The 20806-nt window shown below is 66.2% G+C and carries 19 protein-coding genes; 10 read left to right on the top strand and 9 right to left on the bottom strand.

What is annotated here, in order from left to right; all coding sequences use genetic code 11:
• Positions 1–30: 30 nt before the first annotated feature.
• Together PQU89_RS08935 and PQU89_RS08930 are read right to left on the bottom strand one after the other, a co-directional pair.
• A complete protein-coding gene (locus PQU89_RS08935) occupies positions 31–318 on the bottom strand; it encodes a GIY-YIG nuclease family protein (protein WP_272765503.1) in 288 nt (95 codons plus the stop codon).
• 52 nt (positions 319–370) lie between these two features.
• The gene (locus PQU89_RS08930) at positions 371–1552 is read right to left on the bottom strand and encodes an aminotransferase class I/II-fold pyridoxal phosphate-dependent enzyme (RefSeq protein WP_272765502.1); all 1182 of its coding nucleotides are present in this window, start codon (positions 1550–1552) and stop codon (positions 371–373) included.
• 157 nt (positions 1553–1709) lie between these two features.
• On the opposite strand from PQU89_RS08930, the gene PQU89_RS08925 reads away from it, so the two are divergent.
• Entirely contained in the window at positions 1710–2090 is a 381-nt protein-coding gene (locus PQU89_RS08925; protein ID WP_272765501.1) for a VOC family protein, read from the top strand.
• Positions 2091–2167: 77 nt separating this feature from the next.
• Here the strand turns inward: PQU89_RS08925 and ccsB are convergent, their stop codons facing one another.
• From ccsB to PQU89_RS08910, 3 genes are all read right to left on the bottom strand, one after another.
• Entirely contained in the window at positions 2168–3301 is a 1134-nt protein-coding gene (gene ccsB, locus PQU89_RS08920) for a c-type cytochrome biogenesis protein CcsB (protein ID WP_272765788.1), read from the bottom strand.
• Positions 3301–5322 carry a cytochrome c biogenesis protein ResB gene (locus PQU89_RS08915; RefSeq protein WP_272765500.1) on the bottom strand — a complete coding sequence of 674 codons (2022 nt, stop codon included), beginning with the start codon at positions 5320–5322 and terminating at the stop codon, positions 3301–3303. The genes ccsB and PQU89_RS08915 overlap by 1 nt, the downstream gene beginning before the upstream one ends.
• 72 nt (positions 5323–5394) lie before the next feature.
• Entirely contained in the window at positions 5395–6012 is a 618-nt protein-coding gene (locus PQU89_RS08910; protein WP_047965890.1) for a c-type cytochrome, read from the bottom strand.
• Positions 6013–6103: 91 nt separating this feature from the next.
• Here PQU89_RS08910 and yihA point away from each other — a divergent pair, with 91 nt between their 5' ends.
• Positions 6104–6751, top strand: a complete 648-nt coding sequence (gene yihA / locus PQU89_RS08905; RefSeq protein ID WP_272765499.1) for a ribosome biogenesis GTP-binding protein YihA/YsxC — start codon at positions 6104–6106, stop codon at positions 6749–6751.
• Between the two features lie 179 nt (positions 6752–6930).
• Here the strand turns inward: yihA and gabP are convergent, their stop codons facing one another.
• A complete protein-coding gene (gabP, locus tag PQU89_RS08900) occupies positions 6931–8334 on the bottom strand; it encodes a GABA permease (RefSeq protein ID WP_272765498.1) in 1404 nt (467 codons plus the stop codon).
• A 197-nt stretch (positions 8335–8531) separates the two neighbouring features.
• On the opposite strand from gabP, the gene pdxR reads away from it, so the two are divergent.
• Positions 8532–10058, top strand: a complete 1527-nt coding sequence (gene pdxR, locus PQU89_RS08895) for a MocR-like pyridoxine biosynthesis transcription factor PdxR (protein ID WP_272765497.1) — start codon at positions 8532–8534, stop codon at positions 10056–10058.
• Positions 10059–10114: 56 nt separating this feature from the next.
• On the opposite strand, the gene PQU89_RS08890 is transcribed toward pdxR, so the two are convergent.
• From PQU89_RS08890 to PQU89_RS08880, 3 genes are read right to left on the bottom strand one after another with little or no spacing between them, the layout of a single operon-like run.
• Positions 10115–10966 (bottom strand): septal ring lytic transglycosylase RlpA family protein, encoded by an 852-nt coding sequence (locus tag PQU89_RS08890; RefSeq protein WP_272756444.1) that lies wholly within the window; start codon positions 10964–10966, stop codon positions 10115–10117.
• A gap of 40 nt (positions 10967–11006) precedes the next feature.
• The gene (trmL, locus tag PQU89_RS08885) at positions 11007–11471 is read right to left on the bottom strand and encodes a tRNA (uridine(34)/cytosine(34)/5-carboxymethylaminomethyluridine(34)-2'-O)-methyltransferase TrmL (RefSeq protein WP_047965962.1); all 465 of its coding nucleotides are present in this window, start codon (positions 11469–11471) and stop codon (positions 11007–11009) included.
• A 38-nt stretch (positions 11472–11509) separates the two neighbouring features.
• Complete coding sequence (locus PQU89_RS08880; RefSeq protein ID WP_272765496.1) at positions 11510–12073, bottom strand: ComF family protein; 564 nt, start codon at positions 12071–12073, stop codon at positions 11510–11512.
• 216 nt (positions 12074–12289) lie between these two features.
• Between PQU89_RS08880 and bioB the strand changes: the two genes are divergently transcribed.
• From bioB to PQU89_RS08845, 7 genes are all read left to right on the top strand, one after another.
• Positions 12290–13273, top strand: a complete 984-nt coding sequence (bioB, locus tag PQU89_RS08875; RefSeq protein WP_272765495.1) for a biotin synthase BioB — start codon at positions 12290–12292, stop codon at positions 13271–13273.
• An 82-nt stretch (positions 13274–13355) separates the two neighbouring features.
• On the top strand, positions 13356–14507 hold the full coding sequence (gene bioF, locus PQU89_RS08870) for an 8-amino-7-oxononanoate synthase (protein WP_272765494.1): 1152 nt from the start codon (positions 13356–13358) through the stop codon (positions 14505–14507).
• Between the two features lie 93 nt (positions 14508–14600).
• Positions 14601–17477: an EAL domain-containing protein gene (locus PQU89_RS08865; RefSeq protein WP_272765493.1), complete on the top strand. Its 2877-nt coding sequence runs from the start codon at positions 14601–14603 to the stop codon at positions 17475–17477.
• A 67-nt stretch (positions 17478–17544) separates the two neighbouring features.
• Positions 17545–18309 carry a pimeloyl-ACP methyl ester esterase BioH gene (gene bioH, locus PQU89_RS08860; RefSeq protein WP_272765492.1) on the top strand — a complete coding sequence of 255 codons (765 nt, stop codon included), beginning with the start codon at positions 17545–17547 and terminating at the stop codon, positions 18307–18309.
• Entirely contained in the window at positions 18306–19211 is a 906-nt protein-coding gene (bioC, locus tag PQU89_RS08855; RefSeq protein ID WP_272765491.1) for a malonyl-ACP O-methyltransferase BioC, read from the top strand. Before bioH ends, bioC begins: the two co-directional genes overlap by 4 nt.
• An 11-nt stretch (positions 19212–19222) precedes the next feature.
• Positions 19223–20116, top strand: coding sequence for a patatin-like phospholipase family protein (locus PQU89_RS08850; RefSeq protein WP_272765787.1), 894 nt, complete (start codon positions 19223–19225; stop codon positions 20114–20116).
• 39 nt (positions 20117–20155) lie between these two features.
• Entirely contained in the window at positions 20156–20803 is a 648-nt protein-coding gene (locus PQU89_RS08845) for a glutathione S-transferase family protein (RefSeq protein WP_272765490.1), read from the top strand.
• Positions 20804–20806: the final 3 nt, after the last annotated feature.

The following is a 20806-nucleotide window of genomic DNA, read 5'->3' as shown; positions in this document are numbered from 1 at the left end:
AGCGTGGCTGCTAGCGGCGGCAAGCCAGCATTACTGCGCGGTCTGATTAGCTGGGCTAATCGCGGTATCGCTGCGGTGTGCCGCCAGCCACGCCCGCTTTTGCGCTGCGTTCATCGCCTTTACCGCCAGTTCGGCGCGCAGCGCCTCGCCCTTGTCGGCAAATTCCAGCACCAGCGCGATGCGCTCCGGCGGGAAGCTGCGGGTGTAGCGCGCACCCTTGCCTTTGAGGTGGGCGGCGTAGCGTTTTTCCACGTTATTGCTGATGCCGGTGTACAGGCTGCCGCCGCGGCATTCCAGCAGGTACAGGTACCAGCTCATTGGGCGCAAGGTTGGCCGCAAGGCATGCGGCCAACCTGTTGGGTTGCGGAGATCACTCGGCCAGCGCCTGCTGCAGGTCGGCGATGATGTCGCGGATGTCCTCGATGCCCACCGAGCAGCGCACCAGCCCGCCGGGAATGCCCAGCGCGATGCGTTCCTGCTCGCTGCACTCCACGTGGCTGGTGGTGCTGGGCACCCCCAGCAGGGTATCTACCGTGCCCAGCGTGGCGGCACGGAGCAGCCGCTGGCAGCGTGGCAGCAACCGGCGCACGGCGGCAAAACCGCCGGCCAGCTCGAAGCTGAGCACGCCGCCGAAGCCGTGCATCTGCGCGCGGGCGATGGCGTGCTGCGGGTGGTCCGGCAGGCCGGGGTAGTTCACCTGCGCCACCGCCGGCTGCTGCTGCAGCCACTGCGCCAGCGCCAGTGCGTTGTCGTTGTGCTGGCGCATGCGCAGCGCCAGCGTCTTGATGCCGCGCAGGATCAGGAACGCGCTCATCGGGTCGAGGCAGGCGCCGTGGATCTCGCGGTAGTGGCGGATGCGGTCGGTCAGCGCCTGGCTGCCGCAGACGATGCCGCCCATGGCGTCGGCGTGGCCGCCGAGGAATTTGGTGGCGCTGTGCAGCACCAGGTCGGCGCCCAGCGCCAGCGGGTTCTGGTTCACCGGGGTGGCGAAGGTGTTGTCGATCACCACCAGTGCGCCGGCGGCATGGCCGGCGGCGGCCAGGCGGCGGATGTCCTGCACCTTCAGCAGCGGGTTGGTCGGCGATTCCAGGTACAGCAGCTCGCAGCCGCCGGCCAGCGCCGCCTCGAAGGCGGCGGCGTCGGTGGTGTCGCACAGCGTCACCTGTACGCCCCACTGCGGCAGGGTGTGCTGCAGCAGGTAGTGGCTGCCGCCGTAGGTGTCCTTGCCGGCCACCACCCGCGCGCCGGGCTTGAGCAGCGCCAGCAGTGTGCTGCTGATCGCCGCCATGCCGCTGCCGAAGCTCACCGCCGCCGCCGCGCCTTCCAGTGCCGCCAGCTTGGCTTCCAGCGCCAGGCTGGTGGGGTGGGCGCTGTTGCGCGCGTACAGCGGGCCGGCCACCTCGCCGCGCGCCACCTGCTCCCAGCTGTCCACATCCGGGTAGCCGTGGGCGATGCCGAACTCGATCGGCACCGCCAGCGCGGCGTGCGGGCGGAAATCGTCTTCGCCGGCGCGGACGGCGAGGGTGGCGGGATGCAGGGGAAGTGTGCTCATGACGGCTCCGGCAAGTGATCGGGCAGCGGACGGGCTGCGCCGCGCCTGCAGGGGGCGCGGCGCTGGCGGCAGTGTGCCGTGATCGCCGCGCGCGGTAAAGTATGGCGCTGGGCCGCCGCGGCATGGCGCGGCAGCGTGTGCCCGGCAAGGAGGCAGGATGCAAATCGAAGGGCTGGATCATCTGGTGCTGACGGTGGCGGACATTCCGCGCACGGTGGCGTTTTATCGCGATGTGCTGGGCATGGTGCCGGTAACCTTCGGCGAGGGCAGGGTGGCACTGGAATTCGGCCGGCACAAGATCAATCTGCATCCGGCGGCCGCGCCCTTGCTGCCGCACGCGCGGGTGCCGCAGGCGGGCAGTGCCGATCTCTGCCTGATCGTGGCCGGCGAGCTGGATGAGGTGGCGGCGGAGCTGACGGCCAAGGGCGTGGCCGTCGAGCTGGGCCCGGTCGCGCGCACCGGTGCGCTGGGGCCGATCCGCTCGCTGTATCTGCGCGATCCGGACGGCAACCTGCTGGAGCTGTCGGTGTATGGCTGAGCGGAAAACGCCACGACCCGGCGCAGGGTCGGGTCGTGGGGGTGACAAGGTTGGCCGCATGCGGCCAACCCTGGGTATTACAGCGCGCCGTAGGAGTGCAGGCCGGACAGGAACATGTTGACGCCGATGAAGGCGAACGAGGTCACCAGCAGGCCGACCACCGCCCACCACGCCAGCGGCTCGCCGCGCCAGCCCTTGACCAGGCGCATGTGCAGCCAGGCGGCGTAGTTCAGCCACACGATCAGCGCCCAGGTTTCTTTCGGGTCCCAGCTCCAGTAGCCGCCCCAAGCGTCCGCCGCCCACATCGCGCCGAGGATGGTAGCGATGGTGAAGAACAGGAAGCCGACGGCGATCGCCTTGTACATCACCTCGTCCAGCACCTCGGCCGAGGGCAGGCGGCTGGCGAGGATGCCGCGGCGGATCAGCAGTTGCGCCACGCCTATCATCGCCGACATCGCGAACGCGCCGTAGCCGACGAAGTTGGCCGGCACGTGGATCTTCATCCACCACGATTGCAGCGCCGGGATCAGCGGCTGGATCTCGTGTGCCTGGCGGTCGAAGGTGTACCACAGGATGAAACCGACCGCGGCGCTGATCACCAGCAGCACGAAGGCGCCGACCTGGCGCACCGCGAACTTGGCCTCGTAGTACAGGTACATCAGCGCGGTGATCAGGCAGAACAGGATGAACACTTCGTACAGGTTGGAGACCGGGATGCGGCCAACGTCCGGCGCGATCAGGTAGCTCTCGTACCAGCGGGTGAACAGCCCGGCCAGCGCGAACACCGCCGCCGCCCAGGTCAGGCCGCTGCCCATGCGCATCAGCAGGCCGGCGCGGGAAAGGGTGCCGGCCCAGTACAGCACGGTAGCGAGGAAGAACAGCGTGCACATCCACATGAACGACGACTGGCTGGACAGCAGGTACTTCAGGCCGAAGCTTTCCGCCGCGCGCGCCAGGTTGTGGTCGTACAGCTGGATCGCCAGCAGCGACACGCCGCCGGCCAGCGGGAAGAACCAGCGCCAGCTCGGCCAGAACCAGCCCAGTGCCACCAGGCCGATACTGCTGCCCACCAGAATCAGCTGTTCGTAGTAGTCCAGCGCGCTGCCGTACAGGCTGAAGCTGTAGCCGGCCGCGACGATGATCAGCAGCGCGTACAGCCAGTCACCGGCGGCCAGACGCTTGTACAGCGGTTGTTGCAACACCATCTCCATCATGCTTCTCCAGCCTGTTTGTTCAGATAGTCGACCATGCGCTCGAAGTCCTGGTCCAGATCGCGGTTGTGGCGGTTGGAGGTCATCGCCAGACGGGTGCCGTCGCGCTGCAGCAGCAGCCAGACGCGCACTTCGCGCACGTAGAACATCAGGATGATGCCGATCACCAGCAGCAGCGAACCAAGATAAACCACATTCTTGCCCGGCGAGCGCGTCATTTGCAGGCCGGAGGACTGCACCTGGTCAAAACCGCTCATTTCCAGGTACACCGGCGCCGCGTAGTCCTGCAGCGCGCTGACGCTGACCAGACTGTCGAGCAGGAAGCGGTAGTGCTTGGCGTCCTGCGGCCACGCCGGCAGACCGGCCTTGGCCTGCGCCACGTCCATCACGTCGACCACCGCGCCCTGCAGGATCTTGATGTAGGTCTGCGCGATCGCCTGGCGCTTGTCGGCCGGCACCTTGTCGTCGAGGAACTGTTCCAGCGCGCCAAAGCCGCCCTGGGCAAAGCGGGACAACACCCAGCGCACGCTGTCGGAGAACTGCTGCTGCATCGCCGGGCTGATCGCCTGGCCCTGCATCGCCTTGGCGGTGGTGCGCTGACGGATCTCGTCGTACAGCGCCGGGTTCTTCAGCGCCGCGTACAGGCGCATGAAGCTGGCGATGCTCATATCCTTGTCGAGCGGAATGCGCAGGTACTGGAACGGCTGCGCCACGTCGCTGCGCACCCCGGACACCTGGTACCACTCGCCGTCCTGCTGCATCGGCGCCATGTAGTGCTGGTATTCGCGCGCCTGGCCGTGCTGGTCGCGCAGCTTGAAGCTGATCGACGGGCCGATGTTCTTCAGCGCCTTGGTGTCCTGCCGTACCGAGCGCGCGTCGTTGAGGCGCTGTGCCAGCGACTTGTCGTCGCTGCCCGGCGCGCCGGTGTTTTCCACGTTGAACACGCGCAGTTCGCCGAACTCCAACTGGTAGTCGCGGCCGTTGACCTTCAGTGGCTGCGCGCCGAGCGAGCTGCCGCGAATCGCGGTCGGCGCCGCCTGCGGCGTCTGCAGGTTCCACGCCTTCAGCTGCAGCGGCGAGCCGCCGTCGCCGAAGCTGGCCTGGTAAATGGCCACGCCGTCGACCACCAGCGGGTGGTTGACCTTGATGGTGTGCTCGGAAGTCTTGCCGCTGTCCTTGTCGGTGATGACCAGGTCGCTGGCGAACAGCTTGGGCATGCCGTTGCTGTAGTAGTCGACGTGGAATTTCTTCAGCGTGACGATGAACGGCAGTTCCTGCACCAGGTAGCCGTTGCCGCTGTTCATGAAGATCACGTCGGCGCTCTTGCCTTCCGGCACCGTCACGCTGCCGCGGAACGACAGGTTGCCGGCGCCAAGGCGGCTCTGTTCCGGAATCTGTGCCTGCGGCAGTTCGCGCGTTTCCGGCTTGATGCTGCCGGTCAGCTCGCCGAGCTTGAGCGGCAGGTTGCCGTCCATCAGGCCGCCGATGCAGATCACCACCATCGCGATGTGGGCGAAGAAGTAGCCCAGCTTGTTGGCGCTGCCCTTCTTCGCCGCCAAGAGCACGCTGCCGTCGTCGCGTGGCACCCGCTTCACGCGCAGGCCGTGGCCCTGCAGCAGGCGCATCGCCCGCGCCTCGTCCAGCGTCAGGTCCAGCTGCTGGCTATGGCGCATCGCGCGCAGCGAGTTGTCGGTGGCGCGCTCGCGGAAGCTCTTCATGTCGCGCAGGAAGGCGGGGCCGTTGCGGATGATGCACAGTGTGGTGGACAGCACCAGGAAGGCGAGGATCAGCAGGAACCACGACGAGTGGTAGACGTCGTACAGGCCCAGCTTCTCGAAGGCGACAAACCAGAACTGGCCGAACTCGAAGGCGTAGTTGGGGTAGGGCTCGTTCTGCTTGAGCACGGTGCCGATGATCGAGGCGATAGCCAGGATGGTCAGCAAGCCGATGGCGAAGCGCATCGAACTGAACAGCTCGTACGCGCGGTGAAGATTCGATGCTGAAGGCTTATTGGGTTTCATGTATTTTCGAAGCACGACAAAGGGGGGCGTGAAGGCCCCCCTTTGGAACGTGTCAGCAGCAAAAAGTTGCGCTTAACGCAGGCCGGAAATGTATTCTGCGACCGCTTTCATGTCGGCGTCAGACATGCGCATGGCCACATCGGCCATGATCGAGTTCTTGCGATCCGTGCCAGCCTTGAAATCATTCAGCTGTTTGACGATGTAGGCAGCGTGCTGGCTACCCAGTGCCGGGTACTGGGCCGGGAAGCCCTTGCCGGCGGCACCGTGGCAGGCCATACAGGCCGGCACGCGGGTCACCGGGTTGCCGGCCTTGTACAGCTTCTGGCCGGCAGGCAGCAGTGCCTTGTCGTTGGCCTGGCGTGCTTTCAGCTTCTGTTCGCTGAAGTACTCGGCCACGTTCTTCATGTCGGCGTCGGACAGGCTGGAAGCCATGCCCAGCATGATCGGGTTCTTGCGTTCGCCACTCTTGAAGGCCTTGAGCTGGCTCTCCAGGTATTTGGCGTGCTGGCCAGCCAGCGACGGGTTGGCGGAGGCCACGCTGTTGCCGTCCGCACCGTGACAGGCGGCACACACTTGCTCGGCAATCACTTTGCCTTTGGCGACATCGCCACGGGTCACAGCTGGGGTGGCGGCCAGTGCGCTACCGGCGAGGGTAGCGGCAGCGATCGCCAACAGCATCTTACGTTTCATGGTCACTCCTCGAGAGAGATTGCGTAAATATCTGTAAAGGTGGCAATTTCAAACCTGCTATTCTATACCAACTGACTTTACACTTACTACTATGACGATCTTTCAGAACGCCCGCTTCTTTACCACCGTAAATCATCTTAAGGATTTGCCGCCGACCCGTGCCGAGATCGCCTTTGTCGGGCGCTCCAATGCCGGCAAGTCCAGCGCCATCAATACCCTGTGCAATCGCACCCGCCTGGCCTTCGTGTCCAAGACGCCGGGGCGGACGCAGCATATCAATTTCTTCGACTTGGGCCAGGAACGCTACCTGGTCGACCTGCCCGGCTACGGCTACGCCGAAGTGCCGGAGGCGGTGCGCGCGCACTGGGTGGAACTGCTGGGGCAGTACCTGCAGTCGCGTACCAGCCTGATCGGTCTGTTGCTGATCATGGATTCGCGCCGGCCGCTGCGCGATCTGGACTGGAAGATGATCGAGTTTTTCAGCGAGACCAACCGTCCGGTGCACATCCTGTTGTCCAAAGCCGACAAATTATCGCGTCAGGAGCAGCAGAAAGTCTTGGCCTCGGTCAAAAAAGAACTGCATGACTACCCGCAAATCAGCATCCAGCTGTTCTCCAGCTCGAAGAAGACCGGCACTGCCGAAGTCGAGCAGCAGGTGCAGGACTGGTTCGCGGCGGTGGCGGAGGACGATCTCGGCGCCGAAGAAAATCACGGTGCCGCCGGAACTTTGCCCGAGTAAGCCGTCAAAGTAAGCAGGTGTTCACACCTTCCTGCTTCACCTCCCTGAGCAGGAGCCTGCAAAGGTATTGACCCCGGCCCGTGCCGGGGTTTTTTCTTGCCTGCACGGCGGCGCGGCGGCATGAAAAAAGCCCGCCAGAGGCGGGCAAGCAGACAGGATTGGTTTGGTGCGGCGTGGACTCAGCCAACGTTGGCCGCAGCCAGCGCCGGGCTGCTGTGGCGCCAGCCGGTACCCAGCAGGCGCGAGCGGACCCAGCCGACGAGCAGCAGCAGGATGGTCAGCACGGCGGTGCTCAGCACCTCGATCTGGTGGTCGGGGCGGAAGGCCATGATCACCAGCACTGCGGCGATGAACAGGATCACCGCCCAGGTCAGCCACGGGAACAGCCACATCTTGAAGGCCGGGGTCTCGCCGCGGGCGATCATGCGCTGGCGCATGCGCAGTTGGGAGATGGCGATCGCCATGTACACCAGCAGCGCGATGGCGCCGGAGGTGGCCAGCAGCACGTTGAACACCGCTTCCGGTACCAGATAGTTGGCGATCACCATCATGAAGCCCACCACCATCGAACCCAGCACCGCGTTCTGTGGCGTGCCGTTGCCGGCGGTCTTGTTGAATACCTGCATCGCGTCGCGACGGGTGGACAGCGAGTACAGCATGCGCGAGGCGGTATACAGCGCCGAGTTCAGGCAGCTGGCCACCGAGATCAGCACCACCACGTCGACGATGGCCTTGGCGTTGGGGATGCCGATCAGCTCCAGTGTGCGCTGGTAGGAGCCCAGTGCGGCCAACTGCGGGTCGTTCCACGCCACCAGCGAGGTCACCACGAAGATCGAACCCAGATAGAACAGGCTGATGCGCCATACCACCGAGTTGGTGGCCTTGGTGATCTGCTGCTGCGGGTTGTCGGATTCCGCCGCGGCGATGGTGACGATCTCGGTGCCGAGGAAGGTGAACATGGTGGTCAGCATCGCACCCAGCACCGCGCCGAAGCCGTTGGGCATGAAGCCGCCGTGGGCGAACAGATTGGACACGCCACTGGTCTGGCTGCCCGGAATCAGGCCCATGATGGCGGCGGCGGCAATGGCGAGGAAGGCGATGATGGCGACCACCTTGACCAGCGCGAACCAGAACTCGAATTCGCCGTAGTTCTTCACGCTGAACAGGTTGGTGATGGTCAGCAGCACGGTGATGCCCAGCGCAAACGCCCACAGCGGCACGCCGGCAAACCAGGTGTGCAGGATGGTGGCGGCGGCGGTGGCCTCCAGCGGGATCACCAGTACCCAGAACCACCAGTACAGCCAGCCGATCAGGTAACCGGCCCAGTGGCCGATGGCGCGGTCGGCGTAGGTGGAAAACGAGCCGGTGTCGGGCGAGGCGACCGCCATCTCGCCGAGCATGCGCATGACCAGGATCACCAGCAGGCCGGCGATGGCGTAGGCGATCAGCACCGCCGGGCCGGCTTCGGCAATGGCGTGGCCGGAGCCGACAAACAGGCCGGCGCCGATCACGCCGGCGATGGACAACATGGTGACGTGACGTTCCTTGAGCCCGTGGCTCAGTCCTGGGGATGAAGCACTCATTGAATCAGATTCTCCGTTGGCGGCTGCCTGGTGACCGTGCGCGGACGCGCCGATACCGTTATTGGGTTGCTGGGGAGTGCAGGGCAGCCGCGATTGTTGTTGCAAGCAAAAGCCGGCGGCAGTGTAAGCGCTGATTGGTGATAAAATTAGACCCAATCCTGTTTTTTTAATAGAACCAATCTGCGCGGTTTCCTGTCATGGCGTCCCCGTCCTCCCCGTCCCAGATCGTGCTGCAGCAAATGCTGGCCGACCTGCTGCTGCAGCACTTCCGCCGCGACAGCGCCGAATCCAACACCCTGCAGCTGTACCGCCTGCTGCGCGACGGCATCCTGCAGGAGGTGCTGCCGCCGGGGCTGAGGCTGCCGTCGTCGCGGCAGCTGGCGCAGGAGCTGGGCATCGCGCGCAACACCGTGATCCACGTCTACGAACGGCTGGTGGTGGAGGGTTATCTGGCGGCCGGGGTTGGCCGCGGCACCTTCGTGCTGGATACCGGGCCGGAGCGCCTGCCTGGGCGCGAGCCGGCGGCGACCAGGGCCGGCGCCGACAGCCTGGCCGAGATCTCGCGGCGCGGCACGCAGCTGGTGGCGCAGGCCGGTGCCGGCGACAAGCAGTGGGGCGCCTTCATGCCGGGGGTGCCGGAGGTGCGCACCTTTCCGTCACGCACCTGGATGCGGCTGCACAACCGCCAGTGGCGCAAGCCGCAGCCGGACCTGCTGACCTACTCCGTCGGCCCCGGGCTGCCGGCGCTGCGCAGCGCGCTGGCCGACTACCTGCGCAGCTCGCGCGGCGTGATCTGCACCCCGGAACAGATTATCGTCACCAACGGCTCGCACGCGGCGTTACAGCTGATCGCGCTGCTGCTGGGCGACGTCGGTGACACAGCATGGGTGGAGAATCCGGGTTACTGGGGCGTGCACAGCGTGTGGCGCAGCAGCGGGCTCGACACGTTGCCGGTACCGGTCGACGGCGAGGGGCTGCAGGTGGAGGAGGGCGCACGGCTGGGGGCGCCGAAGCTGATCTACGTGTCGCCGTCACACCAGTACCCGCTGGGCGCGGTGATGAGCCTGGCGCGGCGGCGGCGCTTGCTGGCCTATGCGCGGCGACACAACAGCTGGATCGTGGAGGACGACTACGACAGCGAATTCCGCTACGGCCGCTCGCCGCTGCCGTCGCTGCAGGGGCTGGACCGCCACGGCCGCGTCATCTATCTGGCCACCTTTTCCAAGGTGATCTATCCGGGGCTGCGGCTGGCCTACATGGTGGTGCCGGAAGCGCTGGTCGCCAGCTTCCAGACCGGGCTGTCGGAGATGTTCCGCGGCGGGCAGTACCTGACGCAGGCGGTGCTGGCGGATTTCATCGCCGAGGGCCACTTCGTGTCGCACATCCGCCGCATGCGCCATCTCTATGCGCTACGGCGCGAGACGCTGCTGGCGGCGATCGCCGCGCATTTTGGCGCGCGACTGCCTATCCATGACGGCGCCGCCGGCCTGCACCTGGTGCTGGGCTTGCCCGATGGCTGCGACGATCACGCCATTGCCGAGGCCGCGTTGCAGCAGGGCATCCTCACCCGGCCGCTGAGCGCCTATTACCGCGGCGCGGCGCCGGCGCAGCAGGGCCTGCTGCTGGGCTATGCCCACGTGCACGAGCAGGATATCGCCGGCCACTTCGCCACCCTGGCCGCGGTGATCAAGGCGGCCGGCATTGGCCTGGCGCCGGCACCATGAAAAACCGCCCGGCTACGCGGAGGTAGGCAGGCGGTGCTGGTACTGGTGCAGCGGGCTTAGCGGGTGATCACCGGCGCCACGCTGAGTGCATTGGCGACGGCCAGCGCTTCGTGGTCGCCCTGGAACGGACCCATGCGGATGCTGTAGATGCCCTCGTGATTGACGATGGCCAGCTTGTCGTCGTGCAGGCTGTCGTCGGCCAGCAGCTTTTTCAGCTCGGCCTCGGCACGGGCCAGTCGCGAGAAGTTGCCCAGCTGCAGGTACAGCGGATCGCTGGCGGCAGCCTGCATTGCGGGCGGCTTGGTGGCGATGCGTTCGCTGCCCTTGACCGGGAACACGCGCTCGATCAGAACCTCGGCCGAGCCGCGGTTGACGTAGCCCAGACGGTGGGCAGCGGCGTAGCTAAGGTCCATCAGCCGGCTCTTGTGGAACGGACCGCGGTCATTGATGCGCACGATCACCGATTCGCCATTGCTGACATTGGTGACGCGGGCATAGCTCGGGATCGGCAGCGTCGGATGCGCCGCGGTCATCGCGAACATGTCGTAGCGCTCGCCGGAGCTGGTCTTGCGACCGTGGAACTGTTTGCCGTACCAGGATGCGCGGCCGGTCTTGCGGTAAGGCTTGGCGCTCTTGTCCGGGCGGAAGCTCATGCCCAGCGCGGTGTAGGGCAGGTTGGCCGCAGCGATCAGCGGTTCTGCCTGGGGAACGGCGTCCGGAACCAGGTCCAGGTTAACCGGGATGTTGCTGCCCGGGCCGTCATTCTGAAAGTAGGCGCCCGTTTTGGCAGGCGATTTTTTGGTCGTGACCTTGGCTGTCTGGGTGGCAGTTGCCGGTCTGACGGTGGTACAGGCCACCAGTACAGCACTGATGAACGCAAGCCACAGCCATCGGTAAAAAGGTCGCATGAACCTCTCCTATGCTGTTGCGCCAACTCAGTGAACTGGCTCAGATCCCTCCGGCAAAACCGTGTTGACGCCAGGCCTCGAAGACGAGGACAGCGACAGCATTAGAGAGATTGAGACTGCGTGATTCGGCCCGCATCGGCAACCGCACCCGCTGGTCAGTCGGGAGACTGTCCAGTACTTCCTGGGGCAAGCCGCGTGATTCAGGTCCGAACAGCAAAACATCGCCGGGTTGGAAGGCGATGCGGTCGTGCCGCGTGGCGCCCTTGGTGGTGGCCGCGAAGATGCGGCGCGGGCCAAGGTGGGCCAGACAGGCTTCCCAGTTCTCGTGAACCACCATGCGGGCGTACTCGTGATAGTCGAGTCCGGCGCGTTTCAGTTTGGCGTCTTCGAGCGGAAAACCCAGCGGTTTGACCAAGTGCAGTTCACAGCCGGTGTTGGCACAGAGTCGAATAATATTGCCCGTATTGGGCGGTATTTCCGGCTGGTAGAGAACAACAGTAAACATCGTTGCGGGGTGAATAATCCGGTAAATCAACAGGTTGGTCAAATTTTGTGGTCGGAGGCCCTGGCAAGCACCCAGGCTTCGACCCGTTTTGCGCCCGCTTTTTGCAGTGCCTTGGCCAGCGCATCGAGGGTGGCACCGGTGGTGGCGACGTCATCGACGATGGCGATGGAAAGCCCGTCACAGCGGCGTTTTACGCAAAAAGCATCGCGCACATTGCGCAACCGCTGGCGGCGGTCGAGTGCGGCCTGCGGCGCAGTGTTGCGTTTGCGCACACACAAGTCGTGGGCGATGCGGCCGCCGATTGTAGCAGCGACTGCCTGCGCCAGGGCATCCGGCAGGTTAAAACCGCGTTCCGCCAGCCGTGCCGGCGCCAGTGGCACCGCGACCACCAGGTCGATTTCCGGCCGCTGCGGCGTGCGTTGCAGCTGCAGCCGCAACAGGCTGGCGAGCGCGCCCTGCAGCGCCGGCTGGCGGCTGTATTTACAGGCGCCGATCAGGCCGTCGAGCGGGTAGCCGTAGCCGTAGGCGGCGTGCAGGCGCGCAAACGCCGGCGCCGCGCGCTGGCAATGGCCGCAAGGCACCAGGCTACTGGCCGCTGCCACGGCGCATATCGGGCAACGCGTGGCGGCGGGACTCGCCAGCACGGCGGTACAGGCGTCGCAGACGCCGCCGGCACAGGGACGTTGGCCGCACAGCTGGCAATGCTGCTCAAAAACAAGGCAGTTGTTAAGCAATGCCGCAATCACGTTTGACAGCATGGTCGGCCCTCGCGCAAGATTCGCCCAGTTTTTACTCTCAGACAGTGACGATAGCCCACCATGACCCAGGCCACCATCCAATTCCAGCGTCCCACCACCCTGCACCCCGAATCCGCGCTGTGGAGCCAGCAGGAAATCGAGGCGCTGTACGACCTGCCATTCATGGAGCTGGTGTTCCGTGCCGCGGAAGTCCATCGCCAGCACTTCGACCCCAGCCGCGTGCAGCTGTCGACGCTGGTGTCGATCAAGACCGGCGGCTGTCCGGAGGACTGCGGCTACTGCCCGCAGTCGGTGCACCATGAAACGGCGGTGGAAAACCAGCCGATGATGACGGTGGACGAGGTGGTGGACGCCGCGCGCCACGCCAAGGCCAACGGCGCCGGCCGCTTCTGCATGGGCGCCGCCTGGCGCGGCCCGAAGGATGCCGACCTGGAAAAGACGCTGGACATGGTGCAGCGAGTGAAGGCGCTGGGGCTGCAGACCTGTGCCACCTTTGGTCTGCTGAAAGACGGCCAGGCCGAGAAGCTGAAGGATGCCGGCCTCGACTACTACAACCACAATCTGGACACCGCGCCGGACAAGTACGCCGACATCATCCAGACCCGCGACTACGAAGACCGCCTCGCCACGCTGGGCAAGGTGCGCGGCGCCGGGCTGTCGGTGTGCTGTGGCGGCATCGTCGGCCTGAACGAGACCCGCGAGCAGCGCGCCGGGCTGATCCTGCAGCTGGCCAACCTCGACCCGCAGCCGGAATCGGTGCCGGTGAACAATCTGGTGCAGGTGACCGGTACGCCGCTGGACGGCGCCGAGTCGCTGGACTGGACCGAGTTCGTGCGTACCATCGCCGTGGCGCGGCTGACGCTGCCGAAGAGCTATATCCGCCTGTCCGCCGGCCGTCGCGAGATGCCGGAAGCGATGCAAGCGTTGTGCTTCCTCGCCGGCGCCAACTCCATCTTCTACGGTGACAAGCTGCTGACTACCGGCAACCCGGACGTCGACGCCGACCGCGCGTTGATGGACAAGCTGGGCCTGCAGCCGCTGTAAACTGCCGCCATGGCATCGAAAAGCACCTTGCCACTGGCGGGTGCTTTTTTTTCATCAATACAAGCAAGGAAAGGTTGGCCGCATGCGTCCCGATCAACTCGCCGGCGCGCTGTCGCAACTGCAGGCCGAACACCGCCTGCGCCAGCGCGCGGTACTGGACAGCCCGCAGGGGCCGCGCGTCAGCATCGGCGGCCGCGACTATCTGGCCTTCGCCAGCAACGACTATCTCGGCCTCGCCAATCATCCGGCGCTGAAGGCGGCGATGCGCGAGGCGATCGAGATGTGGGGCGTCGGCGGCGGCTCCTCGGCGCTGGTGGCCGGCCACTTCGCCATCCAGCAGCAGGCCGAGGAGGCGCTGGCCGAGTTTGTCGGCTGCGAGGCGGCGCTGCTGTTCGGCTCCGGCTATGCGGCCAACCTTGGCGTGGTCAGCAGCCTGGTCGGCCGCGGCGACGCCATCTTCGCCGACAAGCTCAACCACGCCTCGCTCAACGACGCCTGCCAGCTGTCGCGCGCCGAATTCAAGCGCTTTCGCCACAACGATCTGGCGCATCTGGCGCAGTTGTTGCAAAACACGCCAGCGCAATCGCGGCTGATCGTGGTGGACGCGGTGTACAGCATGGAAGGCGACGAAGCGCCGCTGACGGAGCTGCTGCAGCTGGCGGAGCGCTATGACGCATGGCTTTATCTCGACGACGCGCACGGTTTCGGCATCCTCGGCAACGGCCGCGGCGCGCTGGTCGAACACGCGCTGCAGCACCCGCGCGTGGTGTACATGGCCACGCTGGGCAAGGCTGCCGGGGTGGCCGGCGCCTTTGTCGCCGGCAGCCGCCAGCTGATCGACTGGCTGGTCAACCGCGCGCGCACCTATATCTTCACCACCGCCCATCCGCCGGCGCAGGCGGCGGCGGTGCTGGCCAGTTTGCAGCTGATCGAACAGGAATCGTGGCGTCGCCTGCTATTACAAGAGCATATTTCGGCATTGCGTGCCGCGCTGGCGGAAACTTCTTTCCGGTTATGCTCTTCCCGTATGCCAATTCAAGCGATTATCATTGGCGGCAACGAGGCTGCCGTGCAGATGGCAGGGGATTTACAGGATTCGGGGATCTGGGTTCCCGCCATCAGGCCTCCCACGGTGCCGGCAGGAACCGCGCGCTTGCGCGTGTCGCTGTCGGCGGCGCATTCCGGGCAGGACGTTTCACAACTGGCACAGGCGCTGGTCAGGCTGTTGCGCTGACCCGGTCGCTGCCGTTGCCCTGTCTGGTGTGCCCTATAACAATAAAATCGCGGTTGCGATGCGTGGCCGCGTAGTGGGCTCAACCAAAATCGTATGAATAGCACGGCTGATATTCTGTTTTCGCCCGAAGAAGCCGCCGAAGCTGCCCTGGATTTCCTGTTCTGCTGGCAGCTGCCGCTCGGGGCGAGCGTTTGGGGGAAGCTGGGGGAGGCGTGGCGCTGCCTGGCGCAGCGGGGGGATGTGTCCGCCCTGCCGACGCCGCAGGCGGATGCTCCGCTCCCGCCGCTGGATGCTGCCGTCTGCTGCCAAGTACTGGGCAGCCACGCGCAGCCGCTCGGCTTCCTGTTCTGGCATGGCTGCGCCGCCAGCGAGCGCACCGCGCAGCTGGCGTTGCTGCTGACCGGCCACCTGACCAGCGCCAGCCTCAGCAATGACCTGAGCGCGGCGCGCGTCACCCACCATACCCTGCTCGACATCAACCGCCTCGCCAACGAGTCGCAGAATGTCGAGCACTTCCTGCGCCGTCTGCATCGCGCGGTGAGCCGGCTGATGCCGGCCGACAACTTCTATATCGCGTTGCTGGACGAGAGCGGCAACGCACTGCGCTTCCCCTATTTCGCCGACGTGATGGAGCCGCGGCCGCCGCGACCGGACGAGGTATTCCCCTGCGGCGGGCAGACGCTGTCGCTGACCGCCTGGCTGTGCCGCCAGCACTCCTTCATGCTGTTGTCGGGCGCCGAGATCGACAAGCTGTGTCGGCAGCAGGGCGTGGTGATGTCCGGGCTGATGCCGTCGTGGTGGATGGGGGTGCCGCTGCTCGATGCCGCCAGCAAGGTGGTCGGTGCGGTGGTGGTGCAGAGCTACGACGTGCACCAGCGCTTCGACGACGCGGCGCAGAGCGCCTTCCTGTTCATCGCCCACCATATCGCCAGCGCGCTGGACCGGCTGGCGCACCGCGCCGAGCTGGAGCGCAAGGTGTGGCTGCGCACCGCCGAACTGGAAGGCATCAATATCCGCCTGCACGCCGAGGTGGCCGAGCGCAAGCGCACCGAGCAGCTGCAGAGCGTGCTGTTCCGCATCGGCGACATCTCCAATACCAGCCTGTCGATGGAGGCCTTTTTCGTCGGCCTGCACCGGCTGCTGTCCGAATTCATCGACGCCAGCAACTGCATGGTGTGCCTGCACGACAGCGAGCGCAACGAGCTGAGCTTTCCCTATTGTTCCGACCTGTACCTGACCGACCCGCTGCCGCAGCGCCCCGGGCGCGGCCTGCTGGAGCAGGTGCTGCACAGCGGCCGGCCGTTGCTGCTGGCCGAAGCCAGTGGCCATGTGCTGCTGGCCAGCGACGATCACGACATCGCGGTGCCGGTCAGCTGGCTGGGGGTGCCGCTGTACAGCGGCAACGAACTGCGCGGTGTGCTGGCGGTGCAGAGCTACGAGCCGAGCGTGCGCTACTCCTACCGCGACCAGGAACTGCTGGAGTTCGTCGCCAACCACATCGGCAGCGCGCTGGCGCGGGTGCAGGCGCTGGACGACCTGCAGCGCGCCTATGCCGACCTGGAGCAGCGCGTGCTGGAGCGCACCAACGAGCTGGATGCCGTCAACGCCCAGCTGCAGCACGACAGCCTGCACGATCCGCTGACCAAGTTGCCCAACCGCAGCTACTTCTCGCGCGTGCTGAAGCGCAACTGGGACCAGTTCCAGCTCGATCCGACGCAGCGCTTCGCGGTGGTGTTCATCGACCTCGACCGCTTCAAGCTGGTCAACGACACCCTCGGCCATCTTGCCGGCGACCACCTGCTCACCGAGGCCGGGCAGCGCATCCGCAGCTGCCTCGGCTATGCCGATTTCCTGGCCCGCCTCGGCGGCGACGAGTTCGCGGTGCTGCTGTCCGGCGTCGACTCGCTGGAAGAGTGCGAGCGGCTGGCGCAGAGCCTGGTCGGCGAATTCGAGCGTCCGATCATGCTGTCCGGGCGCGAGCTGTTCACCACCGTCAGCGTCGGCCTGGTGCTGGCCGACAAGGAACACTACTCGCGCGCGGAGGACCTGCTGCGCGACGCCGACCACGCGATGTACCGCACCAAGCAGCGCGGTCGCCACGGCTACACCCTGTTCAACCACGAGCTGCGCCGCAACCAGGCCGACCAGCTGGCGCTGGAAGCCGAGCTGCGCCACGCGCTGGAAAACCGTCACGAACTTGTGCCCTACTACCAGGCGATCGTGGACAGCCACAGCGGCAAACTGGCCGGCTTCGAGACGCTGGTGCGCTGGCACCATCCGCAACGCGGCCTGATCGCGCCGGGCGTGTTCCTGCCGATGGCGGAGGAGAGCGGCCTGATCCTGAAGCTGGACCGCTACATGATCGAGCACGCCTGCGCGCAGCTGGCGCAGTGGTACGGCAGCGGCCGCATCGACCACGCGGTGTGCCTGCACATCAACCTGTCCTCGGCGCACTTCCACGATCCGGGGCTGGTCGGCTGGCTGCAGGAGCTGATGCAGCGGCACGCGTTGCCGGTGGGCACGCTGCACCTGGAAATCACCGAAAGCGCGCTGATCGACGTGCCGGACGTGGCGATCGAGGTGATGCGGCAGCTGAAGGAACGCGGCATCTGCCTGGCGCTGGACGACTTCGGCACCGGTTACTCGGCGCTGTCCTACCTGCACCGCTACCACTTCGACGTGCTCAAGATCGACCAGGCCTTCGTGCGCGACATCCACTGCCACGAGGAATCCTCCGCCATCGTGCGCGCCATCCTGGCGCTGGCGGCGGCACTGGGGCTGGACGTGGTGGCGGAAGGGGTGGAAACCATGCTGCAGGTACAGACCTTGCGCCAGCTCGGCTGCCCGCGGCTGCAGGGCTACTACTTTGCGCGGCCGGCTCCGGCGGCGGAGCTGGACTGGCCGCGGCTGGCCGGCATGCAGCAGGAGCTGGCCCACGCCGGCGATGGTTTGCTGCCGTCGCTGGCATGAGTGCAACGGGCTTTCTTTCTCGGCGCGCTATTGCGAAAATCGGGTTTTGCCCCATTTGCACTAGTCGATGACCCTGTTTATAGAATCCCGCGGCCGTGGCCCGGATCTGGTGCTGCTGCACGGCTGGGGGCTGCACGGCGGCGTGTTCGAGCGCGTTGCGGCCAACCTTGAAGCCGACTTCTGCCTGCACCTGGTGGACCTGCCCGGCCACGGTGCCAGCGCCGCGGCCGCGCACTTTGACGCGGCGGCGATTGCCGACGCGCTCGCCGGCCACTTCCCGCTGCCGGTGCACCTGCTCGGCTGGTCGCTCGGCGGCCTGATCGCGCAGCACTGGGCGGCGCAGCATCCGCAGCAGGTGCGCAGCCTGGCGCTGGTCGCCACCAGCCCGCGCTTCGTGCGCGACGAAGCTTGGCCGCACGCGCAGGCGCGCGCGGCGATCGAGGGCGTCGGCGCCAATCTCGACACCGCGTTCGAGCTGACGCTGGAGCGCTTCCTCGCGCTGCAGATGATGGGCGCGCCGGCGGCACGCGACACGCTGAAGGCGCTGAAGGCGCAGCTGTTTGCCCACGGCCGGCCGCAGGGCCTGCTGCCGGCGCTGCACTGCCTGCTGCATGCCGACGCGCGCGCGCTGGCACCGACCATCGCCTGTCCGGTCGGCCTGTTCTACGGCGCGCGCGACGCGATCACCCCGAGCGGGGCCGGGCGCTGGCTGGCCGAGCAGCTGGCCGACGCCACTTTTTACGACTTTCCCCAGGCTTCGCACGCACCGTTTCTGTCGCATGAAACGGACTTTGTCGAAGCCCTGCGACTACACCTGGAACAGCACGCATGAGCGAAGCGTTTTACACCGACAAAGACCGCGTTCGCGCCTCGTTCGAGCGGGCGGCCACCAGTTACGACTCCGCCGCGGTGCTGCAGCGCGAGGTGTCCGACCGCATGGCCGAGCGTCTCGACTACATCAAGCTGCAACCGGCGGTGATCCTCGACGCCGGCAGCGGCACCGGCTACGGCGCGGCGATGCTGCGCCAGCGCTATCCGCAGGCGCGGGTGCTGGAGTTGGACCTGGCGCACGGCATGCTGTGTGCGTCGCGCGAGAAGCAGCGCGACGGCCAGGGCATGCTCGGCCGCCTGTTCCGCCGTCCGGCGCCGTGGCAGCTGTGCGCCGATGTCGAGCGCCTGCCGCTGGCCGACCACAGCGTCGACATGATCTGGTCCAATCTGGCGATCCAGTGGGTCAACGTGCCGGACAGCGTGTTCGCCGAATTCCAGCGCGTGCTGAAGCCGGAGGGCATGGTGATGTTCTCGACGCTGGGGCCGGACACGCTGACCGAGCTGCGCGCCGCCTTCGGCGCGGTGGACGGCGCCACCCACGTCAACCAGTTCATCGACATGCACGATCTGGGCGATGCGCTGATGCACTGCGGCTTCTCCGAGCCGGTGATGGACATGGAAAAGATCGTGATGACCTACGACAGCGTGCGCGAGGTGATGCACGATCTGAAGGCGATCGGCGCCCACAATGCAACTGCCGGCCGCAATCGTGGTCTGATGGGCAAGCACACCTGGCAGCGGATCTGCGACGCCTACGAAACCCGGCGCCGCGACGGCCAGCTGCCGGCAACCTACGAAGTGCTGTACGGCCACGCCTGGAAGGCGCAGCCGAAGAAAAAGCCGACCATACTGGCTGACGGCAGTCAGGTGATCGAATTCAGTCGTTCCCCACCCAAGCAGTGAGAGCCTTGCCCATGTGGTCTGTGTCCAGAATTGCAGCCAGTGCTGCAATTTTTTTATTGGCGGCGTGCACCACGCCGACCCCACCGGTGGTAGTGGTCCCGAAACCGGTACTGAAACCGAAAGTCGCGCTGGCGCTGGGCGGCGGCGCGGCCAAGGGCTTCGCCCATGTCGGCGTGATCCGCGTGCTGGAGCAGAACGGCATCGTGCCGGACATCATCACCGGCACCAGTGCCGGCAGCATCGTCGGCGCCATCTATGCCTCCGGTGTCGACGGCGAGGCGCTGCGCTACCGTGCGCTGCGCATCAACGAGAGCGACCTGCGCGACTTCACCTTCTCCACCTCCGGTTTCCTGAAGGGCGAGAAACTGGCGGCGATGGTCAACCAGCAGGTGGACGGCAAGAAGATCGAGCAGCTGACGCGCCGCTTTGGCGCGGTGGTCACCGATCTGGACAGCGGCGCGCGGGTGGTGCTGAAGAGCGGCGACACCGGCACCGCGGTGCGCGCCTCGGCGGCGATTCCCAACGTGTTCCAGCCGGTGACCATCAATGGCCGCCGCTATGTCGACGGCGGGCTGACCAGCCCGGTGCCGGTGATCGCCGCCCGCGAGATGGGTGCCGACATCGTGATCGCGGTCGACATCTCGGCCAAGCCCACCGGCAAGAGCGCGCTCGGCTTCCTCAGTTTGCTCGACCAGAGCCTCAACATCATGAGCCAGGCGGCGCTGGCGCAGGAGCTGAAGCAGGCCAACGTCACGCTGCGGCCGCGGGTATTGCACATCGGCTCCGCCGATTTTGACGAGCGCGGCGCGGCGATGCTGGAAGGCGAGAAGGTGGCGCGCGAAGGGCTGCCGGTGATCCGCCAGGCCATCGAGCGCTGGGCGACGGCGCGCAGCGCGGCCAAGTGATGCCATAATGGCGCCACCAGCAATTATTGGAGTTTCCGCATGATCATCCTGTACGGTTCCGCGCTGTCGCCTTGGTACAACAAGGCCAAGGTGGCCCTGCTCGAAAAGGGCGTCAACTTCGAGGAACGGCCGCAGCGCCCGTCGCAGGACGAGGCGGTGCTGGCGGCCAGCCCGATGGGCAAGATTCCCTACGTCGACATCAATGGCTTCAAGCTGGCCGAATCCGGTGCCATCGTGGAGTGGCTGGAGGATGCCTACCCGACGCTGTCGCTGCTGCCGCCGTCGACCAACGGCCGCGCCCGCGCCCGTGAACTGGCGCTGCTGATCGAGCAGTACCTGATCGCCGCCAGCGCGCCGCTGGTGCGCCACGCGCTGTTCGGTGCGCCGCTGTCGGAGCAGGACAAGGCCGACACGGCGGCCAGCCTGGCGCGTGGTGCCGCCGCGCTGGCGCGACGCATGGTGCCGGAGGGCAACTGGTTGTGCGGTGACGATTTCACCGTCGCCGACATCGCGCTGGCGGTGGCGCTGCCGCATCTGGGCTACCTTGGTAGCACGCTGCTGGGCCACGATCCGCTGGCCAGTCTGCCGCTGCCGCCGCAGTACCACGAGCGGCTGGCGCAGCGTGCCAGCGTGGCGCGCATGTGGCACGACCGCGAGCAGGCGCTGCGCAAGTTCCTGCCGCACTAAGCG

It is taken from the genome of Vogesella indigofera (assembly GCF_028548395.1).
GTDB classification, from domain to species: domain Bacteria; phylum Pseudomonadota; class Gammaproteobacteria; order Burkholderiales; family Chromobacteriaceae; genus Vogesella; species Vogesella indigofera_A.
This window is presented reverse-complemented; position numbering and strand designations above follow the sequence as displayed.

What these genes read in the sequence shown, in the direction of transcription:
- PQU89_RS08935 (WP_272765503.1), bottom strand. Translation starts at nt 318, where the DNA reads ATGAGCTGGTACCTGTACCTGCTGGAATGCCGCGGCGGCAGCCTGTAC.
- PQU89_RS08930 (WP_272765502.1), bottom strand. Translation starts at nt 1,552, where the DNA reads ATGAGCACACTTCCCCTGCATCCCGCCACCCTCGCCGTCCGCGCCGGC.
- PQU89_RS08925 (WP_272765501.1), top strand. Translation starts at nt 1,710, where the DNA reads ATGCAAATCGAAGGGCTGGATCATCTGGTGCTGACGGTGGCGGACATT.
- ccsB (WP_272765788.1), bottom strand. Translation starts at nt 3,301, where the DNA reads ATGGAGATGGTGTTGCAACAACCGCTGTACAAGCGTCTGGCCGCCGGT.
- PQU89_RS08915 (WP_272765500.1), bottom strand. Translation starts at nt 5,322, where the DNA reads ATGAAACCCAATAAGCCTTCAGCATCGAATCTTCACCGCGCGTACGAG.
- PQU89_RS08910 (WP_047965890.1), bottom strand. Translation starts at nt 6,012, where the DNA reads ATGAAACGTAAGATGCTGTTGGCGATCGCTGCCGCTACCCTCGCCGGT.
- yihA (WP_272765499.1), top strand. Translation starts at nt 6,104, where the DNA reads ATGACGATCTTTCAGAACGCCCGCTTCTTTACCACCGTAAATCATCTT.
- gabP (WP_272765498.1), bottom strand. Translation starts at nt 8,334, where the DNA reads ATGAGTGCTTCATCCCCAGGACTGAGCCACGGGCTCAAGGAACGTCAC.
- pdxR (WP_272765497.1), top strand. Translation starts at nt 8,532, where the DNA reads ATGGCGTCCCCGTCCTCCCCGTCCCAGATCGTGCTGCAGCAAATGCTG.
- PQU89_RS08890 (WP_272756444.1), bottom strand. Translation starts at nt 10,966, where the DNA reads ATGCGACCTTTTTACCGATGGCTGTGGCTTGCGTTCATCAGTGCTGTA.
- trmL (WP_047965962.1), bottom strand. Translation starts at nt 11,471, where the DNA reads ATGTTTACTGTTGTTCTCTACCAGCCGGAAATACCGCCCAATACGGGC.
- bioB (WP_272765495.1), top strand. Translation starts at nt 12,290, where the DNA reads ATGACCCAGGCCACCATCCAATTCCAGCGTCCCACCACCCTGCACCCC.
- bioF (WP_272765494.1), top strand. Translation starts at nt 13,356, where the DNA reads ATGCGTCCCGATCAACTCGCCGGCGCGCTGTCGCAACTGCAGGCCGAA.
- PQU89_RS08865 (WP_272765493.1), top strand. Translation starts at nt 14,601, where the DNA reads ATGAATAGCACGGCTGATATTCTGTTTTCGCCCGAAGAAGCCGCCGAA.
- bioH (WP_272765492.1), top strand. Translation starts at nt 17,545, where the DNA reads ATGACCCTGTTTATAGAATCCCGCGGCCGTGGCCCGGATCTGGTGCTG.
- bioC (WP_272765491.1), top strand. Translation starts at nt 18,306, where the DNA reads ATGAGCGAAGCGTTTTACACCGACAAAGACCGCGTTCGCGCCTCGTTC.
- PQU89_RS08850 (WP_272765787.1), top strand. Translation starts at nt 19,223, where the DNA reads ATGTGGTCTGTGTCCAGAATTGCAGCCAGTGCTGCAATTTTTTTATTG.
- PQU89_RS08845 (WP_272765490.1), top strand. Translation starts at nt 20,156, where the DNA reads ATGATCATCCTGTACGGTTCCGCGCTGTCGCCTTGGTACAACAAGGCC.